Source organism: Streptosporangium heterodermiicola, assembly GCF_051390675.1.
GTDB lineage: Bacteria > Actinomycetota > Actinomycetes > Streptosporangiales > Streptosporangiaceae > Streptosporangium.
In genome coordinates this window covers 252,716-272,973 of sequence record NZ_JBPJSR010000004.1, presented here as the reverse complement: position 1 = coordinate 272,973, position 20,258 = coordinate 252,716, and the positions used below count along the sequence as shown (strand labels likewise).

Sequence of the window (20,258 nt, the reverse complement as noted above, 5' to 3'; positions counted from 1 at the left end):
TTCATGGCTGCGCCACCGGTTGTTGATCTTCCGTTCGTCGACGAGCGGCTGGCGCAGGACATCGCTACCGGACTGGCAGAGGTCGAGAAGCTGCTGCGGTCCTCGGTGCAGAGCGACGACGCCTTCGTCACGGAGGCGTCCAAGCACCTCATCGAGGCCGGCGGCAAGAGGTTCCGGGCCATGCTGACCCTGCTCGCCGCCCAGTTCGGCTCCCCGGAGGCGGCGGGCGTGGTGCCCGGGGCCGTGGTGATCGAGCTGACCCACCTGGCGACGCTCTACCACGACGACGTGATGGACGAGGCCCCGGTCCGCCGGGGCTCCCAGTCGGCGAACGCCCGCTGGGACAACACCGTGGCCATCCTGACCGGCGACTACCTGTTCGCCCAGGCGTCGGAGATCCTCGCGGACCTCGGCGCCGACATCATCAGGATCCAGGCCCAGACCTTCTCCCGCCTGGTACGCGGCCAGATCCGCGAGACCATCGGCCCCCGCCCCGGCGACGACCCGGTGGCCCACTACATCGGGGTGCTGGCCGACAAGACCGGTTCGCTGATCGCCACCTCCGGCCGGTTCGGCGCGATGCTCAGCGGCGCCTCGCCCGAGGTGGTCGAGCGGCTCACCCGGGCCTGCGAGGCGATCGGGGTCGCGTGGCAGCTCAGTGACGACCTGCTGGACGTCGCCGCCGAGACGGTCGAGTCCGGCAAGACCCCCGGAACCGACCTGCGCGAGGGCATCCGAACCCTGCCGGTCCTCTACGTCCTCGCCTCCCACGCCCCCGAGAGCACCCGCCTGCGCGAACTGCTCGCCGGTCCGGTGGCGGAGGAGGACATCGAGGAGACCCTGGGCCTGCTCCGCGCCGACCCGGCCATGGAGCGTGCCCGCGCCGAGCTGCTCGCCTGGGCCGGCCGCGCCCGCGAGGACCTGGCCAGCCTCCCCGACATCCCGGCCCGCACCGCCTACCTGGCCCTGTGCGACTACGTGGTGGAGCGCTCCGGCTGACCGCCGGCCGCTTGTCGTCTGCCCGGCGTCTGCCCGGTGTCTGTCCGGCGGGGTCGGCCTCGTTAGCCTGGAACCGTGCGACCATGTCGTGAAGCGCTCGGACCGGCCACCGCGGGCGGTTCGTCCCTTTGGCCCGTGCACGGTTGGTCCCGTGGTCCCTTGGTCCGTGCACGGTTCGTCACCTGGCCTGTGCACAAGTTTGTCACCTGGCCGCCCGTGCAAGGTCATCACCCGGCTCGCCCACCCGGCCGAGCCGGGTTTTTCGTACGTCTTCCACGATGTTGCTTGTATGCTCAAGCAAAGATTGTACGTGCATGTAGACTCCTGCCCGACAGAACACTCCAGGAGGAATCACCATGTCGTGGGACCGTTTCGCCCTCTTGCACGCGCGCGTGGAGGCGGAGTTGACCAAGGCACTCCAGCGCGGACACGGCCTCGGGCTGTCGGAGTACCGCGCGCTGGGACGGCTCGCCACCGTTCCCGGCGGCTGCATGCGCATGCAGGAACTCGCCGAGGCCGTGGGACTCAACCAGAGCTCGGTGACCCGCCTCGTCGCCCGTCTTGAGGAGGCCGGGATGACCCGGCGCGACCTCTGCTCGGACGACCGCCGCGGCGTCTACTCGGTGATCACCGACGAGGGGCGGGCCCGCCTCGCCGGGGCGACGCCCACCTACGAGCGCTCCCTGGCCGCGGCCCTGGAGCAGGCCGGCGTCGACCCGGACCTCACCCCGCTGGTCCTCGCCGTACGCGGCTCCTGACCGTAAGCGGCTCTGACCCGTCCCGGCTCGTCTCAGCGGCTCCCCGTCGCCACCATGTGGCGCTATGGGGCCCTTAAATGGCCTATACGGGTTCTTGCACTGAAACAGGCTCGGGAGTCGTCCGGCGGGCCTGAGCGGCCGTCCGGAGGCTGTCCCAGGTGAAGACCGACAGCGCCAGCCAGATGACGCCGAATCCCAGCCAGCGGCTGGGCGGCATGACCTCTCGCATGACGAACACCCCGCATAGGAACTGCAGTATCGGGGCGATGTACTGCAGCAGGCCGATCGTGGTGAGCGGGATCCGGATCGCGGAGGCGGTGAAGCAGAGCAGCGGGACGGCGGTGACCACACCCGCCCCGGCCAGCAGGAACGCGTGTCCCGCTCCCGCGTTCCCGAACGTGCTCGTCCCCTGCTGCCCCAGATAGAGCAGGTAGCCCAGCGCGGGCAGCAGCAGCACCAGCGTCTCGACCGTCATGCTCTCCACCGAGCCCACCCCGGCGATCTTCTTGACCAGCCCGTACGTGCCGAAGCTGACGGCCAGCACCAGCGCGATCCACGGCAGGCGCCCGTAGTCGACGGTCAGGATGACCACCGCCGCCGCGCCCAGCCCCACCGCGACCCACTGCCACCGCCGCAGCCGCTCCTTCAGCAGGAGCACCCCGAAGAGCACGCTGACCAGGGGATTGATGAAGTAGCCGAGCGCGCCCTCGACCACGTGCCCGCTGTTGACGGCGTAGATGTAGACGCCCCAGTTGACCGTGATGATCATCGCTGCCAGGACGAGGAGGCCGAGCTTGCGGGGAGTGCGCAGAAGCTCACGGAACCAGGACCAGTGGCGCCGTACCGCCAAAATCGCGACGACGGCGACGAGGGACCACGCGATGCGGTGCGCCAGGATCTCCAGGGCGGCCGAGGGCTTCAGGAGCGGCCAGTACAGCGGGAACAGGCCCCACATGCTGTAGGCGGCGATGCCGTACAGGACTCCACGGCGCGTTTCAGGCATGACGCCTATCTTCGCTGCTTACTTGGTTTAATACAATTTAGTAGTACTTTCCGCTCTGTTAAGCGGGGCTTACGGGAACACTGGAAGGTCGCCGGCGGTTGCCTCCTGATGAGAACGTGTCAGGAGGAGGTTCACAATGGGCTGGTTGTTCGGCAAGGACAAGACGACGATGGTGTCCCCGGAGAACGCGCTCCCGGGCCGCCCCACGCGGATCACGACACCCGGCCGCCACGCGGTCCTCGACGCCCCGCTCGCCCCGCCGTACCCCGAGGGAAGCGAGATCGCCGACTTCGGCCTCGGCTGTTTCTGGGGCGCCGAGCGCATCTTCTGGCAGACCCCGGGCGTGATCACCACCTCAGTCGGCTACGCGGGTGGCTACACCCAGAACCCGACCTACGAGGAGGTCTGCACCGGCCAGACCGGCCACACCGAGCTCGTCCGCGTCGTCTTCGACCCCACCAAGGTGTCGTACGAGGAGCTGCTGCGCGTCTTCTGGGAGGCCCACAACCCCACCCAGGGCATGCGCCAGGGCAACGACGTCGGCACGCAGTATCGCTCGGCGATCTACTTCCACTCACCCGAGCAGGAGAAGTCGGCCCTCACCTCACGCGACGCCTACCAGAAGGTGCTCACCGAGTCGGGCTACGACCCCATCACCACGGAGATCGCCCCGGCGGGTGACTACTTCTTCGCGGAGGAGTACCACCAGCAGTACCTGTACAAGAACCCGAACGGCTACTGCGGGATCGGGGGGACCGGGGTGTCGTGCCCGGTCGGCCTGACCTCCGGCGAGGCGTAAGCCTGCGGGTTTAGCCAGATCCTGGCCCTTGATCACCCGGCGCGTCCGGTGTCGATCTTGGGCCAGAGCCGTTTTCAGCGACGAGTATCACTACAGGGTTCAAGGGCGGCTCGCCTGCGGCGACCCGCCGCGTCGGGCGGTCGCTGGCCGCGCTGCGGCTCTTCGGCCGGTCGCGGCCAACGCCGCCCACGCGCTAGAGGGCCCCACGGTCGCTTCGCCAGCTCTACGTGATGCATCGGCGCGAGATGTAGCCACCCTAACAACGACTTGTATCCTTTTCGTTCTTGCCCACGAGAGACGCATACCCCCGGCAGCAGTTCGTCCACCTCGATGCTCTATCGGTACTAGAGTTCCTCCATCAACGGGGAGAGTGGCACTACGGCGACGCAACGCGTACAGCCCTTGGCTTCAGGTGGATGGTGACTGAGTGAGCACGGAAGAGCTAGCTAAGCAGGGTTATCTCACTACTTCGGGGGTCCGCGGAAAGCGCTTCGGCGACTTCGAGCTCCTAGAACTAGGTTCAACTACTGTCGCTACTTTGGCAAAGCAAGGGCTGGAGTTCACCCCCGCCAGTACAGTCTCCTTTCCGTGCATACAGTATAAGCCGCCAAAGCGGGTAAGCCTTTGTAAACCGGATGCTGTCTATATCCATAGGGTAGCCGGGCGCCCAATTCCCATCGCTGTCGCCGAATGGAAAGCTCAAACTAAGCTGCGCAAAAGTGGAGACACACGGAGCGCCGCAGAACAGGCAGTAGTAGGCGCACTGGCAATGGGCGTCCGGATAGCTATCACCACAGATGGCTCACGCTTTCAGTATATAGATGCGGTTGCTTCGGCCAGTACTGGAGAAATAGTCGAATTTGACGAGACGCGGGATTTTACCCCTGCCGTGCTTTCTGATCTCTATCGAGGCGAAGCCGATATAGTTAGAGACCCTAAGCCTCTCGCTGAAACGGTATGGCAAATAATCTGGCATGCGACAAAGGCTGAGCCCAAAGACTGCCTACTCACCTTTGTCGAAATCTTTATGCTCAAGTTCCTTTCAGATAATCTACCGCTATCGGTACTGCCAGCCGACTTTCGCTTTGAAGTGCTGCTAGCAGATCCAGATGATTTCTTAAAGAATAAGGGTAGTAGTCAAATCGAATACTATGTCAATAGCATTCGACCTAAAATAAAGCAGATCTTCACCGATCGCCTAGTTGTCCGAGACCCGATCACGACGAAATTGTTCGGCCTTGCAACTGTAACTTCACAGACAACCATCATTAATGGCTTCGCATTCCTTCGATCGTCGTCAACAACGACGATCTCTTCCTATAACAGAACCTTCTGCGAGATTCTTCAAGAATTTCAAGTGTTCGGTGCCCTAACCAACATCGATCCAGAGTTCAAGCTTCGGCTATACGAAACTTTCCTCCGCCGCTCGGCCCGGCAGCAGCGCCTAGGACAGTTCTTCACTCCCCGAAATATCGTTAAGCCAATGGTGAAGATGGCCAGGCTCAACGCTCTTGCAGATGATGCGGTCGTTCTCGACCCAGCTGCGGGCGTAGGCGGCTTCTTGCTTGAGCCCCTCCTCTTTCCCGACGCCCTCCCAGGAAACATCTCATTCAAGGACGGCGAGCCTCAACAGCGCGTAAAGCTAGTTGGTGTGGATGTCGATGTATCGACCAACATCCTCGCCAAAGCAAATATGCTCTTGCATCTCGCCGAGTCTGTGCGGAATCCCGACACCACGACTGACGCTATCAATCAGGCGCTGGCCGATACGTTTCTTCTACTAAATGAAAACGAGACTCTCGGATCTCTACTGCAACCACCACGTAATTCCGTGGACGTGATCCTTACTAACCCTCCATATGTTACTCAAGGGTCATCGATCTATCGTAAGGAAATTGATCACGTAGCAGGAAAGCGGAACGGCGTATCTCTCAGCGAATACTACGATGCTGGGGGCCTTGGAGTTGAAGCACTATTCCTACGCTACATTTCGGGGGCACTCAAACCTGGAGGGCAAGCATTTGTAATCGTTCCTCTTGGCTTGTTGAACCGAACTGCACAGCGCCTGAAGAGCGAACTTCTGAGTGAGTGTAATATTCGTGCGAGCATTCAGCTGCCTCGCAATGCTTTCTTCAACACCGCTCAGCCTACGTACATCCTTGTCCTAGAAAAGCGTAAGACAGCCGCACAGTCGCGCCCCGCAGTCTTCTGTGGCATCGCTAGAAGCATCGGAGAAACACTTGACTATGAACGAGTGTCGACTCCAGATGACAATGACCTCGCAGTGCTGGCCGATCTGTTCGTACACAACCTTCAGAATCCATCAGCGAACCCCATCACGCGAGCTACAGAATACGAAGATTGCGCATTCGCAAAGTTGGTCCCTGCCAGCTCCTTTGCGCCTGATGAGCGTTGGGACGTAGTTCGACACTGGACAGACGCCGAGCATGTTGCTCTAGGTGAGCGCGCTGAGACAATCGACCGAGCCGAATTTATCGACCTTGCCACAAACACGCTCCAGGACCTTATTTCCGAACTACAGCAAGCCCGTGATGAGCTAGCCAGCTTAACTGCCGGTCGTAGCAAGAAGTTCTCCCTAGCGGATAGCACTCAATTCCAAGTTCGATCAGGAATACGTATCCGTAATGTCGACCTTAGAGAGAATGCAGGCGAGGTCCCTGTCTACTCGGTGTTCACCCGTCCGGAGACGGTAAAGGGCCATATCTCTCTAGAATGGCTTAAAGAAAGAAATTGTCTTCCTGAGCCGTATCCATCTGTGACCGTAATGGCTACAGGAGCTTCCGCAGTAGGAATGGTATTCTACCGTGAAGCCAACGGTGTAATGACAGATGATGTGGTGATCGTACAGCCTTGGTCGGTGGAAGCTGAGGAAAATTGGCGATTCGAAGCAGAGATCAAAAACGAGGAGCCAATCGGGCTACCGCCACACGATATCGATCTTGGTTATCTCGCTGTTGCTCTCGGCCAAACGATCGCGCAAGGCGGATATCTTTATGAGGCGAAGCTATACACCAAGCGAGTTAGACAACTAAAGGTTGACATACCGATCAATGAAGATGGGGAGCCCGACCTTAACCGCCAGCGGCAAATTGCTGCAGTGGTTAAGCGTCTAGATAATATTCGGGCAAAACTGCAAGAAACTGGCTCTTGGAGTAAGAGTGTTCGTCTGTCTTAAGTCGGAGTACTTGTTAAAGATGAATTGTGGCCTGCGGTACTAATTCAGCGTCGCAGGCCTTCAAAAATTTTCATCTAGTCATCAGACTCACGGGACCTTAAAACTTCTGCGGCAAGCTCCGCGAGGGTCCCGTCTCCGGGGATAGCCCAACGCTTGGTTCCTTCTGCCGCTACCGGCGATTCGTCCCAGCCGGCGAGCTCCCTAATCCGCTTAACGAGCCCACTCGGGGAATACCTTTCACCGTCTGCCGACCAAAGAAGTGGCTTGCCCCTACTGTTCACCCACGTTACCTGACTACGGCTCTGATCGGCAGATAGCCAATCACCGATTGCCGTTTGCTCTGGCTTACTGCCAGGTGTAAGTACGAGCAGTGTGCCATCAGGAATCCGCCGTGCATCGACCAAAGTGGGAACCGCATTTGGTTGACGAGGTCGGTTGCCGTTGGCCGTAGGCTGATACTCTGGCGCCAACTGTGGTACATCAGTACCAGCTCGGAGATCACTCAAAACTCTTGTCGCGAGAACGCGACAGCGTTCAGGGTTTGTAAAAGTGCTACTGATGAGAGAGCTAGTCCCAAATTCTCTATCAACGTGGTAAACCAGCCAGCTCAGTACGCGTTTAATTAGATCTGGTATCTGTGGCAGTACTTCCTCCCAGCCTGAGCTGGAATCTTCTATTCCTTCAAGCCCCGCATACTGGAATACGAGATGCGTCACGAGGTAGTCACCTCGCTCTGCAATTGCTCCTGCCCGCCCTTCCCAGTCCGATCTACCGGCATGGAGCGCCGATCGGACTGCTCGCCACAGCAGTACAGATCTCCATATCTGATCTGCTGACGGCTGCTCGCCAAACAGCATTGGATAGGCACCCTGGCTATCGTCTTCCCAAAGTAGCTCCTGATTTTGCTTTGCCCGCGCCGCAAGCTCGGGATTGTGGTGGGCGCACGCAAGTGCTGTTGCAGCGTGAACAACTGAGCAGCCATCGTCCGGCGAAGGATCCATCTCTCCACGTTTGACGACGTATGTTTTCCCCAGGGAAAGAGCAAAATCGACCCGAATGCGAGCCTGTACCGGATCCAAAGCGACAAAGTCTCTAGACTCGACTCTATTTTGTGTATTTGTCGCTTTAGTTAGCTCGTCCGCAAATCCACTTGGACAACCTCTTGTGGAAATGACTTTGACTTGTACGCAAGCGAGTGCTGCTCCAGCCGGATTCTTGCCCATTGCACGATGAATCTCTGCTACCGTCTGGGCACCGTTAACGACACTAGCACCAGTCAGGTCAAGCCTGATCGGCCCCATGGCAGACCTGCTCCACTGTGTCCGAGATATCTCATCACATAACACAGTGATGCCATTGTTAAAATACCAGAAGTCTTGAGGGTACTTCGTAAGTGTTTCCACCAAGCCAAGATTAACCTGAGTTAGCCCCAGTGGAGTACGAATGTTCTTATGGTAGAGCTGCACTCCATGATCTTCGTGCCATTGCGCTACATCTGCGACTGCCACCGTGCCTTGATAGGCCTCGTAGGGTTCAGCGAAATGAGCCCATTCCGTCATTGGCACAGCGAGGCTAATTTGAGGTTCTGCCAGATCATCGCGAACGATCCGCCATACATCTTTCGTTAGTAAAAACCGGTGATCCAATACCTCGTCATATCGATTAAACTCTGTAGCAATGTCCGTGAATGGCGTCAGCGAGTCAGGTGATGGTTGCTGGTCCGTCATCTGAACCACTACCAGTGTGATCCTTAGGCGCGGATTATCCAGAATTGCTTTTATCGGTTCGACAAGACGCTGAAATCTTAGATTGAATCGATCGAAACGATGATGATCTATTAAGCGGAGGCCGTCTACTTGTTTAAGAGCTTCTCCTTTTGCGAACCGAGCTGTGCCCTTGTCACTCCATTTTGCTTGAATCAACCAGAGGCGGGGCATGCCCTCGATAAATGCGATCGCATCAATCCCCTGATCGTCGAAGTCATCAATGACCATGCCCGCAGCTGCTACATTGTCGCAACCCGTGAGACTGCGTACTGCCAGAGCCGCGAGCGCCCTTGAGAGAAAATTCTGCTCCCTTTGGTCTTCAGACCTACGGTCAAGATCACTTAAATCGATCATGCCTGAAAACTCTCGCTTTAGAGCTTCTCGAACCTGTCGCACCGGTGTGGGCATCACAGCAGGTTTGGTCACATCAGTCACCTTTCGGGCGTTTTGCTGATTGCTCAGGCTTAACTGATGCTAACTTTACCGCCTGTTCGTGCATGGGTGAGCTGCGCATGAGGAACCAAAGGCTTTGCTGACCGCGAACAGGACTGTTCCCTGACCCTGTATGACCTTGTCTCCTAGGTATCTTCTGCCGCGCGGGTTCCGGTGCTCGGGCCTTGGCGGCCCTGTGCTCCGGGTCCGCTTGCCACCGGTAGCCGTGGCTAGCGTGATCGATATGGAACGCGGAAGATTCAGGTTATCAAGTCACGAATGGGACCGTAACTTCAAGCTTGGCGCAGCTAACACATTCCATACACGAAATGACTGAGCATGAAGATGGTCCCGACTGAATGCATATCAGCAGGTTAGATGCATAGTGCGACCAAGGTTTCTCACACCCTCCTAATGCAGGTTCCTCACGATAAAGCGCCCTCGTAAGATGGCATCGTGCAACGGCTCGCGCTTTTCGACCTAGACAACACGCTCATCAACCTGGGCGAGGCCTTCCAGGTGTGGGCCGGGGAGTTCGCCGACGAGCATGGCCTTGGGTGTGAGGCAGCTGGTTGGCTGATCTCTCTTGACCAGGCCGGCTACCCGCACCGTGAGGTCTTCTTCGCCAAGGTTCGCGACCGCTTCGCCCTGTCCGAGCCGGTCGAGGAGCTGTGGAGCCGTTATCGCCGGCGCATGCCGTATCTCGTCCACTGCCGGCCCGAGGTGATGGATGGGCTTTCACGGTTATGCGCGTCAGGTTGGAAGGTGGCGATCGTCACCAACGGGACCGCGGACAACCAGCTCGGCAAGATCCAGCGAACAGGACTGGCCGAGGCTGTGGACGCCTACGCGCTTTCGGGAATCGAGGGCATCCGCAAACCCGACACCGGTCTGTTCGAGATCGCCGCCAAGCGCTGCGGCGTGGATCTCGCAGACGGGGGATGGATGGTCGGTGATCACCTCGTCGCCGACATCGGCGGGGGACAGGCCGCGGGTCTGCGAACCGTCTGGATCGACCGGGGTATATGGCCGGGGCATGAGCATGACGCGGATCATGTCGTTACTGACGTGCTTCAGGCGGTGGAGATTCTGCAAGTGGAGCGGTAACCGGTCCTGGTCTGCCAACCGACGAGAAGCTGATCTTGCTAACGCGAATGCTAACTGCGTGTTTGAGTAGTGATCATTTGGTGCGGCGGGCTCGTTTGAGGGGGCGAGGGCCGGGTCGCTGGGCGGGATGACCTCGGGTGATGCGTCGCACCAGCATGTTGATCACGGCCCAGCGGATCATGGCCTCGCTGGTCGGCGGCTGACGCTCATAATCGCGAACGAGCCGCCGGTAGGCCATCAGCCAGGCCAGTGCCCGCTCCACCACCCACCGGCGGGGGTGCACCCGAAAGCCGCGCTGATCGGCAGGCTTGGCGACGATGTGCACGATGATGCCCAGCACGTGGCGTGCCCAGATCACCAGACGGCCGGCGAAACCCTGGTCGGCGAACACCACCCGGCAGCGACCACTTAAGTACAGCCCCAGCAGCATGGTGGTGGCCCCGGCGCGGTCCTGCACTCCGGCGGAGCGTACCGTCACCGCTATCAGCAGCCCGAGTGTGTCGGTGACCACGAATCGTTTGCGGCCGCCTGTCTTCTTGTTCGCGTCGTAGCCGCGACTGTCGGCCCCGACGGTGTCGGCGCCCTTGACGCTTTGGGAGTCCAGCACTGCGGCTGAAGGCTCGGCATCGCGGCCGGCTTGCCTGCGGACGCGTCGGCGCAGCACGTCCAGGATCTGCTGGGTCACTCCCTGGTCTTCCCAGCGCACGAAGTGCCAGTAGACGGTCTGCCAGGGCGGGAAGTCGGCCGGCAGGTGCCGCCAGGAGCAGCCGGTACGCACCACGTACATGATCGCGTCCACGACCTCACGCCGTGGATGCTTGTCCGGGCGACCGTCCCAGTGCGGGACAGGCAGTAGCGCCTCGATCAGCGCCCACTGCTCATCAGTCAGATCAGAGGGGTAAAAACCGGTCTCGTGTCATGTCTCACCCATACCCACCTGGCAAAACGGTCCAACGATCACCTCTCAAACACCCACTGAGGCTGCTCGCTCGTCCTCGTCCTTCGTGTGACGGCGCCGGTTCCCGTATGGTCGAGATCATGAACGACCTGGAAAAGCCGTCCTTCGCCCAGGCTCGTGCCGCCGCCGGGGCGCTCTTCTTCGACGAGGCGGGGCGGATCCTGCTGGTGCGGCCGTCGTACAAGGAGCAGCTGGACATCCCGGGAGGCTACGTCGAACCCGGGGAGACGCCGTACGCGGCGTGTGAGCGGGAGGTCGGCGAGGAGCTGGGCATCCGGCCACCGATCGGACGGCTCCTGGTGGCCGACTGGGCGCCTCACCCGGAGGAGGGGGACAAGATCCTCTTCGTCTTCGACGGCGGGGTGCTCGACGCCGAGACGCTCGGCCTGATCACCTTCGCCGACGGCGAGCTGACCGCCTTCGGCTTCCACCCGATCGAGGACGTGGACGGTCTCCTGATCGAAGGTCTGGCACGCAGGGTCAAGGCCGCAGCGACCGCTCGCGAGCTGGGCGAGACCGTCTACCTGGAGCACGGTCAAGCGCTCCGGGCCGGGTGACCAACCGGGCGGCAACGACCCTGGACGAAGCCGGACGACGGTGGATCGCCGTGGACCGCCGGGTTCATCCGGCCGATGAGGTCTGCGAGGTGGCGAACCTCAACCATTGGGCCTGCCGGCTCGGTGAGGCCACCGCGTCGCCACAGTCCCAGCGGGAACCGGAGGCGGTCATCTACGCTCTGCGCAGCTCATCGCGGCCCCGGCTCCTTCCACCTCGCGCGGTCGCCGGCGACAGGCCACACCCGCGAGATCGTGGCGCGTTTCACCGTGAATTGACCGTGCGCCGCCGGGCGGTCCACAGTGAGCGCATGAACAGGGCTCTGGCCGTGCTGACCCTCGGCGCGCTGCTCACGCTGCTGATCGGGGTCGTCGCATCCGGAGAGTCCCTGCCGTCGCTCGTGCTCGGCGCGGTGTTCACCGCGTTGGCCACCGCCGGCTTCTCGTGGGTACGCGCGCGCGGTCGGCCGGCCTGGTCGCTCGGGTACGTGGCCGTGCAGCTGCCGATCGCGTTCGTCGTGTTCTCGCTGAACGCGGGGGTCGCCGCGACGCTTCTGCTCGTCGTGCTGGTCAGCCAGTGCGTGCTGCTGCGGTTGCCGGCCGCCGCGACGGCGGTCGTGGTCGGGCTGGTCCCGTTCGTCCACCTTGGCATGTCGTGGGGCGAAGGGCTGCGGGAAGGGCTTGGAATACTTGTCGCCGCGGTGTTCGCCGCGATCGTGACGGAGTTGCTGCAACGCGAACAACGCGCCCGTGTGGAACTGGCCGAGGCGCACGAGCAGTTGCGTGGCTACGCCGCGCAGGCGGAGCGGCTCACGACCGTGCAGGAACGCAACCGGGTCGCACGCGACATCCACGATGGACTCGGGCACTCGCTCACCGTCGTCCAGATGCAGGTCAAGGCCGCCCGGGCGGTCCTGCCGACCGACACCGCCAAGGCCGACGAGGTACTCGCCAAGGCCCAGGACCAGGCCGAGGCCGCACTCGCCGAAGTACGCCGCTCGGTCCGCGCATTGCGCGAACCACGCGAAACCCCTCCCCTGCCCGACGCCTTGCGGGCGTTGGCCGAACTGACATCCGCCACGGGCGTGACCACCAGCGTCGCGATATCCGGCGAGCGGCGGCCGTTGCCCGACGAGACGCGTGAGGCCTTGTTCCGTGCGGCGCAAGAGGGGCTGACCAACGTCCGCAAGCACGCCCGGGCAACCCGTGCCGACGTGGTCCTGGACTACGCTGACACCGCCGTCCGGCTGGCCGTCCACGACGACGGCGCCGGCTCCGCCTCGACGCCCGCGTCCGGTTTCGGCCTGGTCGGGCTCCGGGAACGCGCCGAGCACCTGGGCGGACGGTTGAGCGTCGAGTCGGCACCGGGGGCGGGCTACACATTGAGCATGGAGGTTCCCGGATGAGCCCGGTCCGCGTCCTGTTGGTCGACGACCAGGCTCTGTTCCGCGAGGCCCTGGCCACCCTCCTGGCCACGCACGACGCCATCGAGGTCGTCGGCGAGGCGGGCAACGGCGACGAGGCGATCCGCCGGGCCGCCGAGCTCACCCCGGACGTCGTCCTGATGGATCTGCGCATGCCCGTCCTGGACGGCGTCGCCGCGACCCGCCGCCTGCGTACCGACCACCCCGGCATCGGCATTATCGCGCTGACGACGTTCGACGACGACGAGAACGTGTTCGCCGCCCTTCGCGCCGGAGCTTCGGGCTACCTGCTCAAGGACGTCTCCTCGGCTCGGCTGATCGAGGCCGTCCTGGCCGCCGCCCGCGGCGAGTCGGTGTTGCAGCCGTCCGTCGCCGCGAAGGTGGTCGCCCAGTTCGTCCGCCTGCCCTCGGCCGGCGCCCCGGCACCGCAGCCATTGGTCGTGCCGCTGTCCGACCGCGAACTCGAAGTCCTCCGCCTCCTCGCCACCGGCCACAGCAACCGCGAGATCGCCACGACGCTTCACCTGGCCGAGGGCACCGTGAAGAACCACGTCACCAACGTCCTGTCAAAACTGAACGCCCGCGACCGCACCCAAGCCGCGTTACGCGCACGGTCACTCGGGTTGCTCTGACCATTCCCGCCCGGGTCATGACCACGTCATGACCACGTCATGACCTCAGACATGACCTCTGGCACATGGCAGGTCGGCGGCCTGCGGCGACTCTTGTCGGTATCAGTCGATGCCGAATCCGAGGGGACGCCATGACGACCATGGGAACCACCCGAAGCACGAGTCGCAAGCTGGGCCGGTTCGTCTGGCACTACGTCGAGATGGTGATCGCCATGCTCGCCGGGATGTTCGCGCTGGCACCGCTGTGGCCGGACGCCTGGCTGGCGCGGCCGGAGGTCGACGCGCTCGTCATGGCGACCGACATGACCATCGGAATGACCGTGGCGATGGTCTCGCGCGGGCATTCGTGGGCGCGGATCGGTGAGATGGCGGTCGCGATGTACTTACCGTTCCTCGTCTTGCTGGTGCCGTTCCGGCTCGGGGCGTTGTCCGCCATGGGGTTGATGACGGCCGGGCACGTGATCATGTTCCCGCTCATGCTGGCCGCCATGGTGTGGCGCCGCGACCACTACTGGCACTGAGGTCTCGATGCGCCCCTTCCTGCGCCGCGCGCTCGCGGTGATCGCGGTTTTCCTGATTCCGGTGGTGGGCGGGGCGATCTCCGTCCTCGCCACGTTCGACGCCCAGTTCGCGCCCGGGCCGGACCGGCCCGTTCCCGCCGCCACTTCCCCGGCTTTCGACCCCGCCAAACCGACCGCGGTCGTGGTGATCGGTGACAACGGGGCCGTCGTGTCGGATGCCCTCGCCCCGTACGAGATCCTGGTCGCCTCGGGCCGGTTCAACGTCTACACCGTCGCGTCGCGAAGGCGTCCGCTGCCGTTGACGGGTGGTCTGGACCTGGTGCCGGATCTGAGCTTCGCGGATCTTGCCAGACTCACCGGCGGTGCCGCGCCGACGCTCGCGGTCATCCCGGCGATGCCGGACGTCGGCAGGCCCAGTACCGGTCCGGTCACGACGTGGCTGCGTGATCAGGTGAGCCGCGGCACGCTGTTGCTGAGCGTGTGCAACGGCGCGGGTGTCCTCGCCTCGGCGGGTCTGCTCGACGGCCGGCCCGCGACCGCGCACTGGATGCGGATCGGCTCGTTCGAATCGGACTATCCCGCGGTGGACTGGGTGCACGGCAAGCGTTTCGTCGACAGCGGCACCGTCGTCACGACCGCGGGCGTGTTGTCCGGCATCGACGGAACCCTGCACATGATCGAGCGCCTGGCCGGTTCGACGGTGGCGGCGAACGCGGCCAAGGCCGTGGGCTGGCGGTACTACGGCGACACGCCACCGGTCGTGACCGGCGTCGCCGTGCCCGCCCCGGCCGCGATCGTCAACGCGGGTTGGACGTGGGCGCCGCCGACCGTCGGCGTGATGCTGACGCCGGGCGTCGGCGAAATCGACCTGGCGTCGGTGTTCGACACGCACGACAAGTCGCTCGCGGACCGGACGTTGGCCGTGAGCGCGGACGGCGGCCCGGTCCGGTCACGGCATGGCCTGACGTTCCTGCCCCGCGCCGATCTCGCCGGCGCGGCCCCGGACCTGGATCGCCTGCTCGTGCCCGGAGCAGGCGTTCGCCTGGGCCGGGTCCCCGACGGTCTGGAGCCGGTGTACGTCCACTCCGGACAGGATTTCGCCTACAACGACGCCGTGCGGGACCTGGCCCGGACAACGGATGTGGCCACCGCCCGCTGGGCCGCCGAGACCATGGAACTGCCGACCGACGGCCTGCGACTGGACGGCCCGGCGTGGCCGTGGCAGCAGACGGCGTTGCCCATCCTGCTGATCCTTCTGGGTATTGCCGCGGTGATCCGCCTTCCGCGCCTTCGGACCACTGTGGGCACTCCCGTCCGGGCCTGATCGCGGTGGCTCCCTCGTGACGCGAGGGAGCCGCCGTCAGAACCGGCCCTTGATCAGCGAAGCACCTTGACGTTGTTCTCGCCCGAGGCGGGACGGAGCCGGCCGCCGTCTACTCGATGGTTCTTGGCGACGGGCGCCGCTGAGCCAGGCTCGCGTTCCGGGGCGACGTGAGTCCGTGCGGCGTTGACTTTGTCGCAAGATTTGACGCATCATGTTGCTACAAAGCTTGCGACAAAGGAGGCGCCATGACCCGCGAACCGTTACCGGACGCCGACCCGCCGGTGCGTGCGGCCGATCTGCGGCTGGCGGGCGAGTGGCTGGCCCGGCACGACCTGGCCGACGCCGGCCCGACCCCACTGCTGGCCAGCCGGCTGGCGGTCCGCAGACGCGCCCGCCTCGCCGCTCACGTCATCCTGGCCGTGCTGATCATCGCGAGCGCGCTCGCCGCGACCTTCGACCGGTTCGCCGTTTCCGGTCGCCCCTGGCCGCTGCTGGTCCTGGCCGCGCTGGTGGCCGGGCTGCTGCTGGCGCAGTCGCTGCTCGACTGGTGGGTGCGACGCGTCGACCAGCGGGCGGGCGCGACGCTGTCCCGCAGGGCAGCCCATCTGGTCCAGCCCGGCTGGCGGGCCGTGCTCGGCCGGCCGTACGCCGTCTTCGCGGTCGCCACGTTCGCCGGCGCGATGGTGCTGGCCGGGAGCGCCCTGGCCCTTCCCGACCCCACCGTGCGGCAGCTGGCCGTCGTGCTGCTGTTCGGCCTGCTCGGGGTGACGGCCATCACCGCCATGCAGTTGCGCCACCTGCTGCGGCGCCCGGTCGTGGCGCAGGACGAGGAGTCGCTGACCGCCGACGTCATCATGCGCGTGGAGGACGCCCGCGAGCTGACCACGCCGAGCGCGCAGTGGTCGCTGCCCATGGTGCTGCTGTTCGGCACCGCGCCCGGCTGGTGGAGTGCCGCCGCGCTCGTCTACCTGCTCCTGGGCCTGGCCGCGCTCGTCGCGCTCAACGCCAGGACGCCGTCGAGTGTGACGGTGGCCCGGCGGGCCATGAGCATCTGATGATCGTCATCGACGCGGCCTCACCGGTGCCGCCGTTCGAGCAGCTACGGGCCCAGCTCGCCCGGCAGATCCAGGATCGCACGCTGGCCGTGGGCGCCCGGCTGCCGACCATCCGCCACCTCGCGGCCGACCTCAGCCTCGCCGTCAACACGGTCGGCCGGGCCTACCGGGAGCTGGAGGAGGCGGGGCTGATCGAGACGCGCGGGCGGGCGGGCTCGTTCGTGTCGGCCGCCGGGGAGGAGGGCCGGGAGCGGGCCCGCCGGGCCGCCGCCGACTACGCGGCCGTGATCGCCAGCGTCGGCATCGACACGGGCGAGGCGATCCGCATCGTGCAGGCGGCCCTGACGTCCGGCGCGGCGGCAGCGGCCTCGTCATGACCGTGACCCGGCCGCGGGGGCACCCGGCCGGGCGCACGGCGCCGGCGTGTTGGCCGATCAGGGTGTACGTACAAGAACCCTCGCGGCCACCACCGGGCTCTCCTGGTCGGTCGGGGCTCGATAATTTCCGATAGCCCGACATGTCATACTTGCGCCCCCAGTGAACGATCTCGATGGAAGGGCGACGGACGGGAGCCGCGTGGAGCTACGGGACATCGAGATCTTTCTCACCCTGGCCGAGGAGTTGCACTTCGGCCGGACCGCCGAGCGGTTGCACGTCTCGGTGGCCCGTGTCAGCCAGGCGATCAAGAAGCAGGAACGGGCCATCGGCGTCGAGCTCTTCGTGCGGAACAGCCGCAACGTACGGCTGACGCCGGTGGGTGAGCAGCTCCAGGACGACCTGCGCCAGTTGCACTCGGGCCTGACGCGGAGCCTGGAGCGGGCCAGGCTGGCCGCCCGGGGCAAGACGGGCACGCTCCGGATCAGCCTGTTCCCCGCCAACCTCCAGGAACTGCGCCGGTACTGGGAGACCTTCCGCACCCGCCACCCGCAGTGGGAGCTCCGCCTGCGGATGTCGGGTTACGCGGACCCGTTCGCCCAGTTGCGCGACGGGGAGGCCGACATCCTGGTCACCTGGCTCCCCGTGGAGGAGCCCGACCTGACCGTGGGGCCCCTGCTCTTCGCCGAGCCGAGGGTGCTGGCCGTGGCCGCCGACGACGCCCTCGTCAAGCGGTCCTCGGTGTCCGTGGAGGCGCTCGGCGACTATCAGCACGTGGCCGTGGAACCGGTGCCCGGTTACTGGTTCGACCGCTACGTTCCCGAGCTCACCCCGAAGGGCAGGCCGATCGACCGCGCGGCCCCCGTGGGCAACATCGAGGACATCTTCGTGCACACGGCCATGGGCGACGCGGTCTCCCTCTTCCCGGTCCACGTGAGCTGGTACTACTCCCGTCCCGACATCGTCTACCTGCCCGTCAGGGACCTGGACGCGCTGCCGTACGGGCTGGTGTGGCTCAGTGAGACGGAGAACGACCTCATCCGCGCCTTCGCCCGGGTCGTACGTGACCTGGGGCCGCTGCCCGGCTGAGACCGTCGGCCGCGCTGCGTCGTGTCAGCGGTCATGTCAGTACGGCGACGGACCGGTATCAGGGCGGCCCGCGATGGTGGATGTCATCAGCGGTTCGGCGATCACGCCCCCGACATCGGGGTCACATCCCGGCACCCGCCCGTTTCCTCCACAGGTTCGAAGGAGCACATCACCATGTCCGTCACCCCTGCCGACCAGGACAAGCACACCCCGCGCACCGCGGCCCCCGATGCCGCTCCGGCCGCGCCCGGGGTGGCCGCCGAGGACAGCGGGGCCCCGCCGGAGACCGCCGCCGGGCAGGATCGCCCGGAGTTGCGGAAGGCGATCGAGGAGATCGTCGGCTACGGCTTCGCCGGGGTGCAGTTGCGCGTGCACGACGAGCGGGGCGAGTGGGTCGGCAGCGCCGGGGTGCGCGAGCTGGGCGGGACCGCGAAGCCGCCGACGAACGGGCGGTTCCGGATCGGCAGCTCCACCAAGACGTTCGTCGCGACCGTGGTGCTGCGGCTGGTGGCCGAGGGCAGGATCGGGCTGGACAGCCCGGTGGACGACTACCTGCCCCGGTTCGGCCTGGACCGGCGGATCACCGTGCGGATGCTGCTGCGGCACACCAGCGGGGTGTTCAACTTCACCGGCGAGTACTACGAGGACGGGACGATCGTGCCGGGGATCCCCTGGGCGGGCCAGGAGTGGGTGGACAACCGGTTCAGGACCTACCGGCCGGAGGAGCTGGTGGAGCTGGCGCTGTCCAGGCCGGCGCGGTTCGAGCCGGGGACGGGCTGGAGCTACTCCAACACCAACTACGTGCTGGCCAGGCTGCTGATCGAGGAGGTCACCGGCCGCTCGTTCGCCGGGGAGGCGCGACGGCTGATCCTGGAGCCGCTCGGGCTGTCGGGCACCGTGGTGCCGGGCACCTCGACGGATATCCCCGGGCCGCACGCCCACGGCTACTACCGGTACGAGGACGCGGGCCAGGAGAAGACGGTCGACGTCACCAGCCAGAACCCCTCCTGGATCTCCGCCGGCGGTGACATGATCTCGACCACCCAGGATCTCCACACGTTCTTCTCCGCGCTGCAGGGCGGCAGGCTCCTGCCCGCCTCGCTGCTGGCCGAGATGCGCGAGCCGGACCCGAAGATCGGCTACGGCCTGGGGGTGTTCGTGCAGGACCTGGGCCCGGACGGCGGCATCATCCTCCACCACAACGGCGGCATCGCGGGCTACGCGGCGCTGATGTACAGCACGCCCGACGGCGGCAGGACCATGACCGCCTCGCTGACCTACGTGGACGACGCCGCGCTGTCCATGGCGGAGGCGTTCCAGAAGGTGACGCAGAGGCTCGTCGAGGAGGTGTTCGGCGGCGGACAGGCCGAGCCTGCGCGGTAGGCCGGGCCGAGCACCGTGAACCCGTACGGGCCAGGCGCAGGGCCGGGCGCCGTGAACCCGTACGGCCAGGCCGGTTCGCATGGGTTTTCCGGTTCGGCCACGCGAAACCCGCGGGCTGTCCGCCGGTTCGCGGGCCGTTAGGCTGAGGCCGTGACACCCAACGCCGAGCGGGGGACGCCGTTGCGCGCGGACGCCGCGCGCAACCGCGAACGGGTGTTGCGGGTCGCCAGGGAGCAGCTGGCCGCGGGCGACGACTCGCTCATGCTGAACACCATCGCCCGGCTCGCGGGAGTGGGCGTCGGGACCGTCTACCGGCACTTCCCCAACCGGCACGCGCTGCTGGAAGCACTGCTGGCGGAACGCTTTCAGCAGCTCGTACGTGAGGCGCAGGCCGCGGCGGCCGACGAGGATCCGCTCGCGGGGCTGCACCGCCTCCTGCGCTTCACTCTCGGACGCGCGCTGGACGACGCCGGGTTCGCGGCGGTGCTCGGATCGGCCAGCGACGCCGACGCGCGGACCTCGGCGATGAAGGCCGAGCTCGACCGCGCCGTCGCGGAGCTGCTCGACCGCGCCCGCCGCGCGGGGGCCATCCGCCACGGTATCGAGGCGGACGACGTCCGCCGCCTGCTCTGCGGCATCGAGCACGCGGTCCGCTCCGGCGACAACGACGCCGGGTACGCGGAGATCTACCTCGACGTTCTCCTTGAGGGCCTGCGCCCTCCTCGCTGACAGCGGTCCGGAACCTCTTCTCGGGCGCGCGCCCTCGGTGTTGACGGCACTCCGAGACCGCTTTGCGGGCCTGTGCCACCCGCGCCGACCTTCTCGGGTCTGCGCCCCCGCGTTGACGGCAGTCCGGGACATCTTCAGGGCCCGCGCCCCGCGC

At 65.0% G+C, this 20,258-nt stretch carries 18 protein-coding genes; 15 read left to right on the top strand and 3 right to left on the bottom strand.

Features of this window, described 5'->3' with window-relative positions:
- Nucleotides 1-3: 3 nt before the first annotated feature.
- Nucleotides 4-999 (top strand): polyprenyl synthetase family protein, encoded by a 996-nt coding sequence (locus ACSC1Q_RS11155; RefSeq protein WP_436758592.1) that lies wholly within the window; start codon nucleotides 4-6, stop codon nucleotides 997-999.
- A 356-nt stretch (nucleotides 1,000-1,355) separates the two neighbouring features.
- Nucleotides 1,356-1,757 (top strand): MarR family winged helix-turn-helix transcriptional regulator, encoded by a 402-nt coding sequence (locus ACSC1Q_RS11150; protein ID WP_436758591.1) that lies wholly within the window; start codon nucleotides 1,356-1,358, stop codon nucleotides 1,755-1,757.
- Between the two features lie 82 nt (nucleotides 1,758-1,839).
- Here ACSC1Q_RS11150 and rarD read toward each other — a convergent pair whose 3' ends face one another.
- Nucleotides 1,840-2,760 (bottom strand): EamA family transporter RarD, encoded by a 921-nt coding sequence (gene rarD / locus ACSC1Q_RS11145; protein WP_436758590.1) that lies wholly within the window; start codon nucleotides 2,758-2,760, stop codon nucleotides 1,840-1,842.
- 136 nt (nucleotides 2,761-2,896) lie between these two features.
- On the opposite strand from rarD, the gene msrA reads away from it, so the two are divergent.
- Both msrA and ACSC1Q_RS11135 read left to right on the top strand, forming a co-directional pair.
- On the top strand, nucleotides 2,897-3,559 hold the full coding sequence (msrA, locus tag ACSC1Q_RS11140; RefSeq protein WP_436758589.1) for a peptide-methionine (S)-S-oxide reductase MsrA: 663 nt from the start codon (nucleotides 2,897-2,899) through the stop codon (nucleotides 3,557-3,559).
- 427 nt (nucleotides 3,560-3,986) lie between these two features.
- Nucleotides 3,987-6,755 carry an HsdM family class I SAM-dependent methyltransferase gene (locus tag ACSC1Q_RS11135; protein ID WP_436758588.1) on the top strand — a complete coding sequence of 923 codons (2,769 nt, stop codon included), beginning with the start codon at nucleotides 3,987-3,989 and terminating at the stop codon, nucleotides 6,753-6,755.
- Between the two features lie 74 nt (nucleotides 6,756-6,829).
- Here ACSC1Q_RS11135 and ACSC1Q_RS11130 read toward each other — a convergent pair whose 3' ends face one another.
- The gene (locus tag ACSC1Q_RS11130; RefSeq protein WP_436758587.1) at nucleotides 6,830-8,947 is read right to left on the bottom strand and encodes an AIPR family protein; all 2,118 of its coding nucleotides are present in this window, start codon (nucleotides 8,945-8,947) and stop codon (nucleotides 6,830-6,832) included.
- Between the two features lie 462 nt (nucleotides 8,948-9,409).
- Between ACSC1Q_RS11130 and ACSC1Q_RS11125 the strand changes: the two genes are divergently transcribed.
- The gene (locus ACSC1Q_RS11125) at nucleotides 9,410-10,060 is read left to right on the top strand and encodes an HAD family hydrolase (RefSeq protein WP_436758586.1); all 651 of its coding nucleotides are present in this window, start codon (nucleotides 9,410-9,412) and stop codon (nucleotides 10,058-10,060) included.
- 73 nt (nucleotides 10,061-10,133) lie between these two features.
- Here the strand turns inward: ACSC1Q_RS11125 and ACSC1Q_RS11120 are convergent, their stop codons facing one another.
- Complete coding sequence (locus ACSC1Q_RS11120) at nucleotides 10,134-10,949, bottom strand: IS5 family transposase (RefSeq protein ID WP_436758820.1); 816 nt, start codon at nucleotides 10,947-10,949, stop codon at nucleotides 10,134-10,136.
- 149 nt (nucleotides 10,950-11,098) lie between these two features.
- On the opposite strand from ACSC1Q_RS11120, the gene ACSC1Q_RS11115 reads away from it, so the two are divergent.
- The 10 genes from ACSC1Q_RS11115 to ACSC1Q_RS11070 all read left to right on the top strand — a co-directional run bounded on the left by ACSC1Q_RS11115 (nucleotide 11,099) and on the right by ACSC1Q_RS11070 (nucleotide 20,104).
- Nucleotides 11,099-11,575, top strand: coding sequence for an NUDIX domain-containing protein (locus tag ACSC1Q_RS11115; RefSeq protein ID WP_436758585.1), 477 nt, complete (start codon nucleotides 11,099-11,101; stop codon nucleotides 11,573-11,575).
- Nucleotides 11,576-11,883: 308 nt separating this feature from the next.
- A complete protein-coding gene (locus ACSC1Q_RS11110; protein ID WP_436758584.1) occupies nucleotides 11,884-12,978 on the top strand; it encodes a sensor histidine kinase in 1,095 nt (364 codons plus the stop codon).
- Nucleotides 12,975-13,628 (top strand): response regulator, encoded by a 654-nt coding sequence (locus tag ACSC1Q_RS11105; RefSeq protein ID WP_436758583.1) that lies wholly within the window; start codon nucleotides 12,975-12,977, stop codon nucleotides 13,626-13,628. The genes ACSC1Q_RS11110 and ACSC1Q_RS11105 overlap by 4 nt, the downstream gene beginning before the upstream one ends.
- A gap of 131 nt (nucleotides 13,629-13,759) precedes the next feature.
- Entirely contained in the window at nucleotides 13,760-14,149 is a 390-nt protein-coding gene (locus ACSC1Q_RS11100) for a hypothetical protein (protein ID WP_436758582.1), read from the top strand.
- 7 nt (nucleotides 14,150-14,156) lie between these two features.
- On the top strand, nucleotides 14,157-15,473 hold the full coding sequence (locus ACSC1Q_RS11095; protein WP_436758581.1) for a DJ-1/PfpI family protein: 1,317 nt from the start codon (nucleotides 14,157-14,159) through the stop codon (nucleotides 15,471-15,473).
- Between the two features lie 245 nt (nucleotides 15,474-15,718).
- Nucleotides 15,719-16,528 (top strand): hypothetical protein, encoded by an 810-nt coding sequence (locus ACSC1Q_RS11090; RefSeq protein ID WP_436758580.1) that lies wholly within the window; start codon nucleotides 15,719-15,721, stop codon nucleotides 16,526-16,528.
- Entirely contained in the window at nucleotides 16,528-16,905 is a 378-nt protein-coding gene (locus ACSC1Q_RS11085; RefSeq protein ID WP_436758579.1) for a GntR family transcriptional regulator, read from the top strand. The genes ACSC1Q_RS11090 and ACSC1Q_RS11085 overlap by 1 nt, the downstream gene beginning before the upstream one ends.
- Before the next feature lie 199 nt (nucleotides 16,906-17,104).
- Nucleotides 17,105-17,992 carry a LysR family transcriptional regulator gene (locus tag ACSC1Q_RS11080; RefSeq protein ID WP_436758578.1) on the top strand — a complete coding sequence of 296 codons (888 nt, stop codon included), beginning with the start codon at nucleotides 17,105-17,107 and terminating at the stop codon, nucleotides 17,990-17,992.
- Between the two features lie 174 nt (nucleotides 17,993-18,166).
- Nucleotides 18,167-19,375 (top strand): serine hydrolase domain-containing protein, encoded by a 1,209-nt coding sequence (locus tag ACSC1Q_RS11075; protein ID WP_436758577.1) that lies wholly within the window; start codon nucleotides 18,167-18,169, stop codon nucleotides 19,373-19,375.
- A gap of 150 nt (nucleotides 19,376-19,525) precedes the next feature.
- On the top strand, nucleotides 19,526-20,104 hold the full coding sequence (locus ACSC1Q_RS11070; RefSeq protein ID WP_436758576.1) for a TetR/AcrR family transcriptional regulator: 579 nt from the start codon (nucleotides 19,526-19,528) through the stop codon (nucleotides 20,102-20,104).
- Nucleotides 20,105-20,258: the final 154 nt, after the last annotated feature.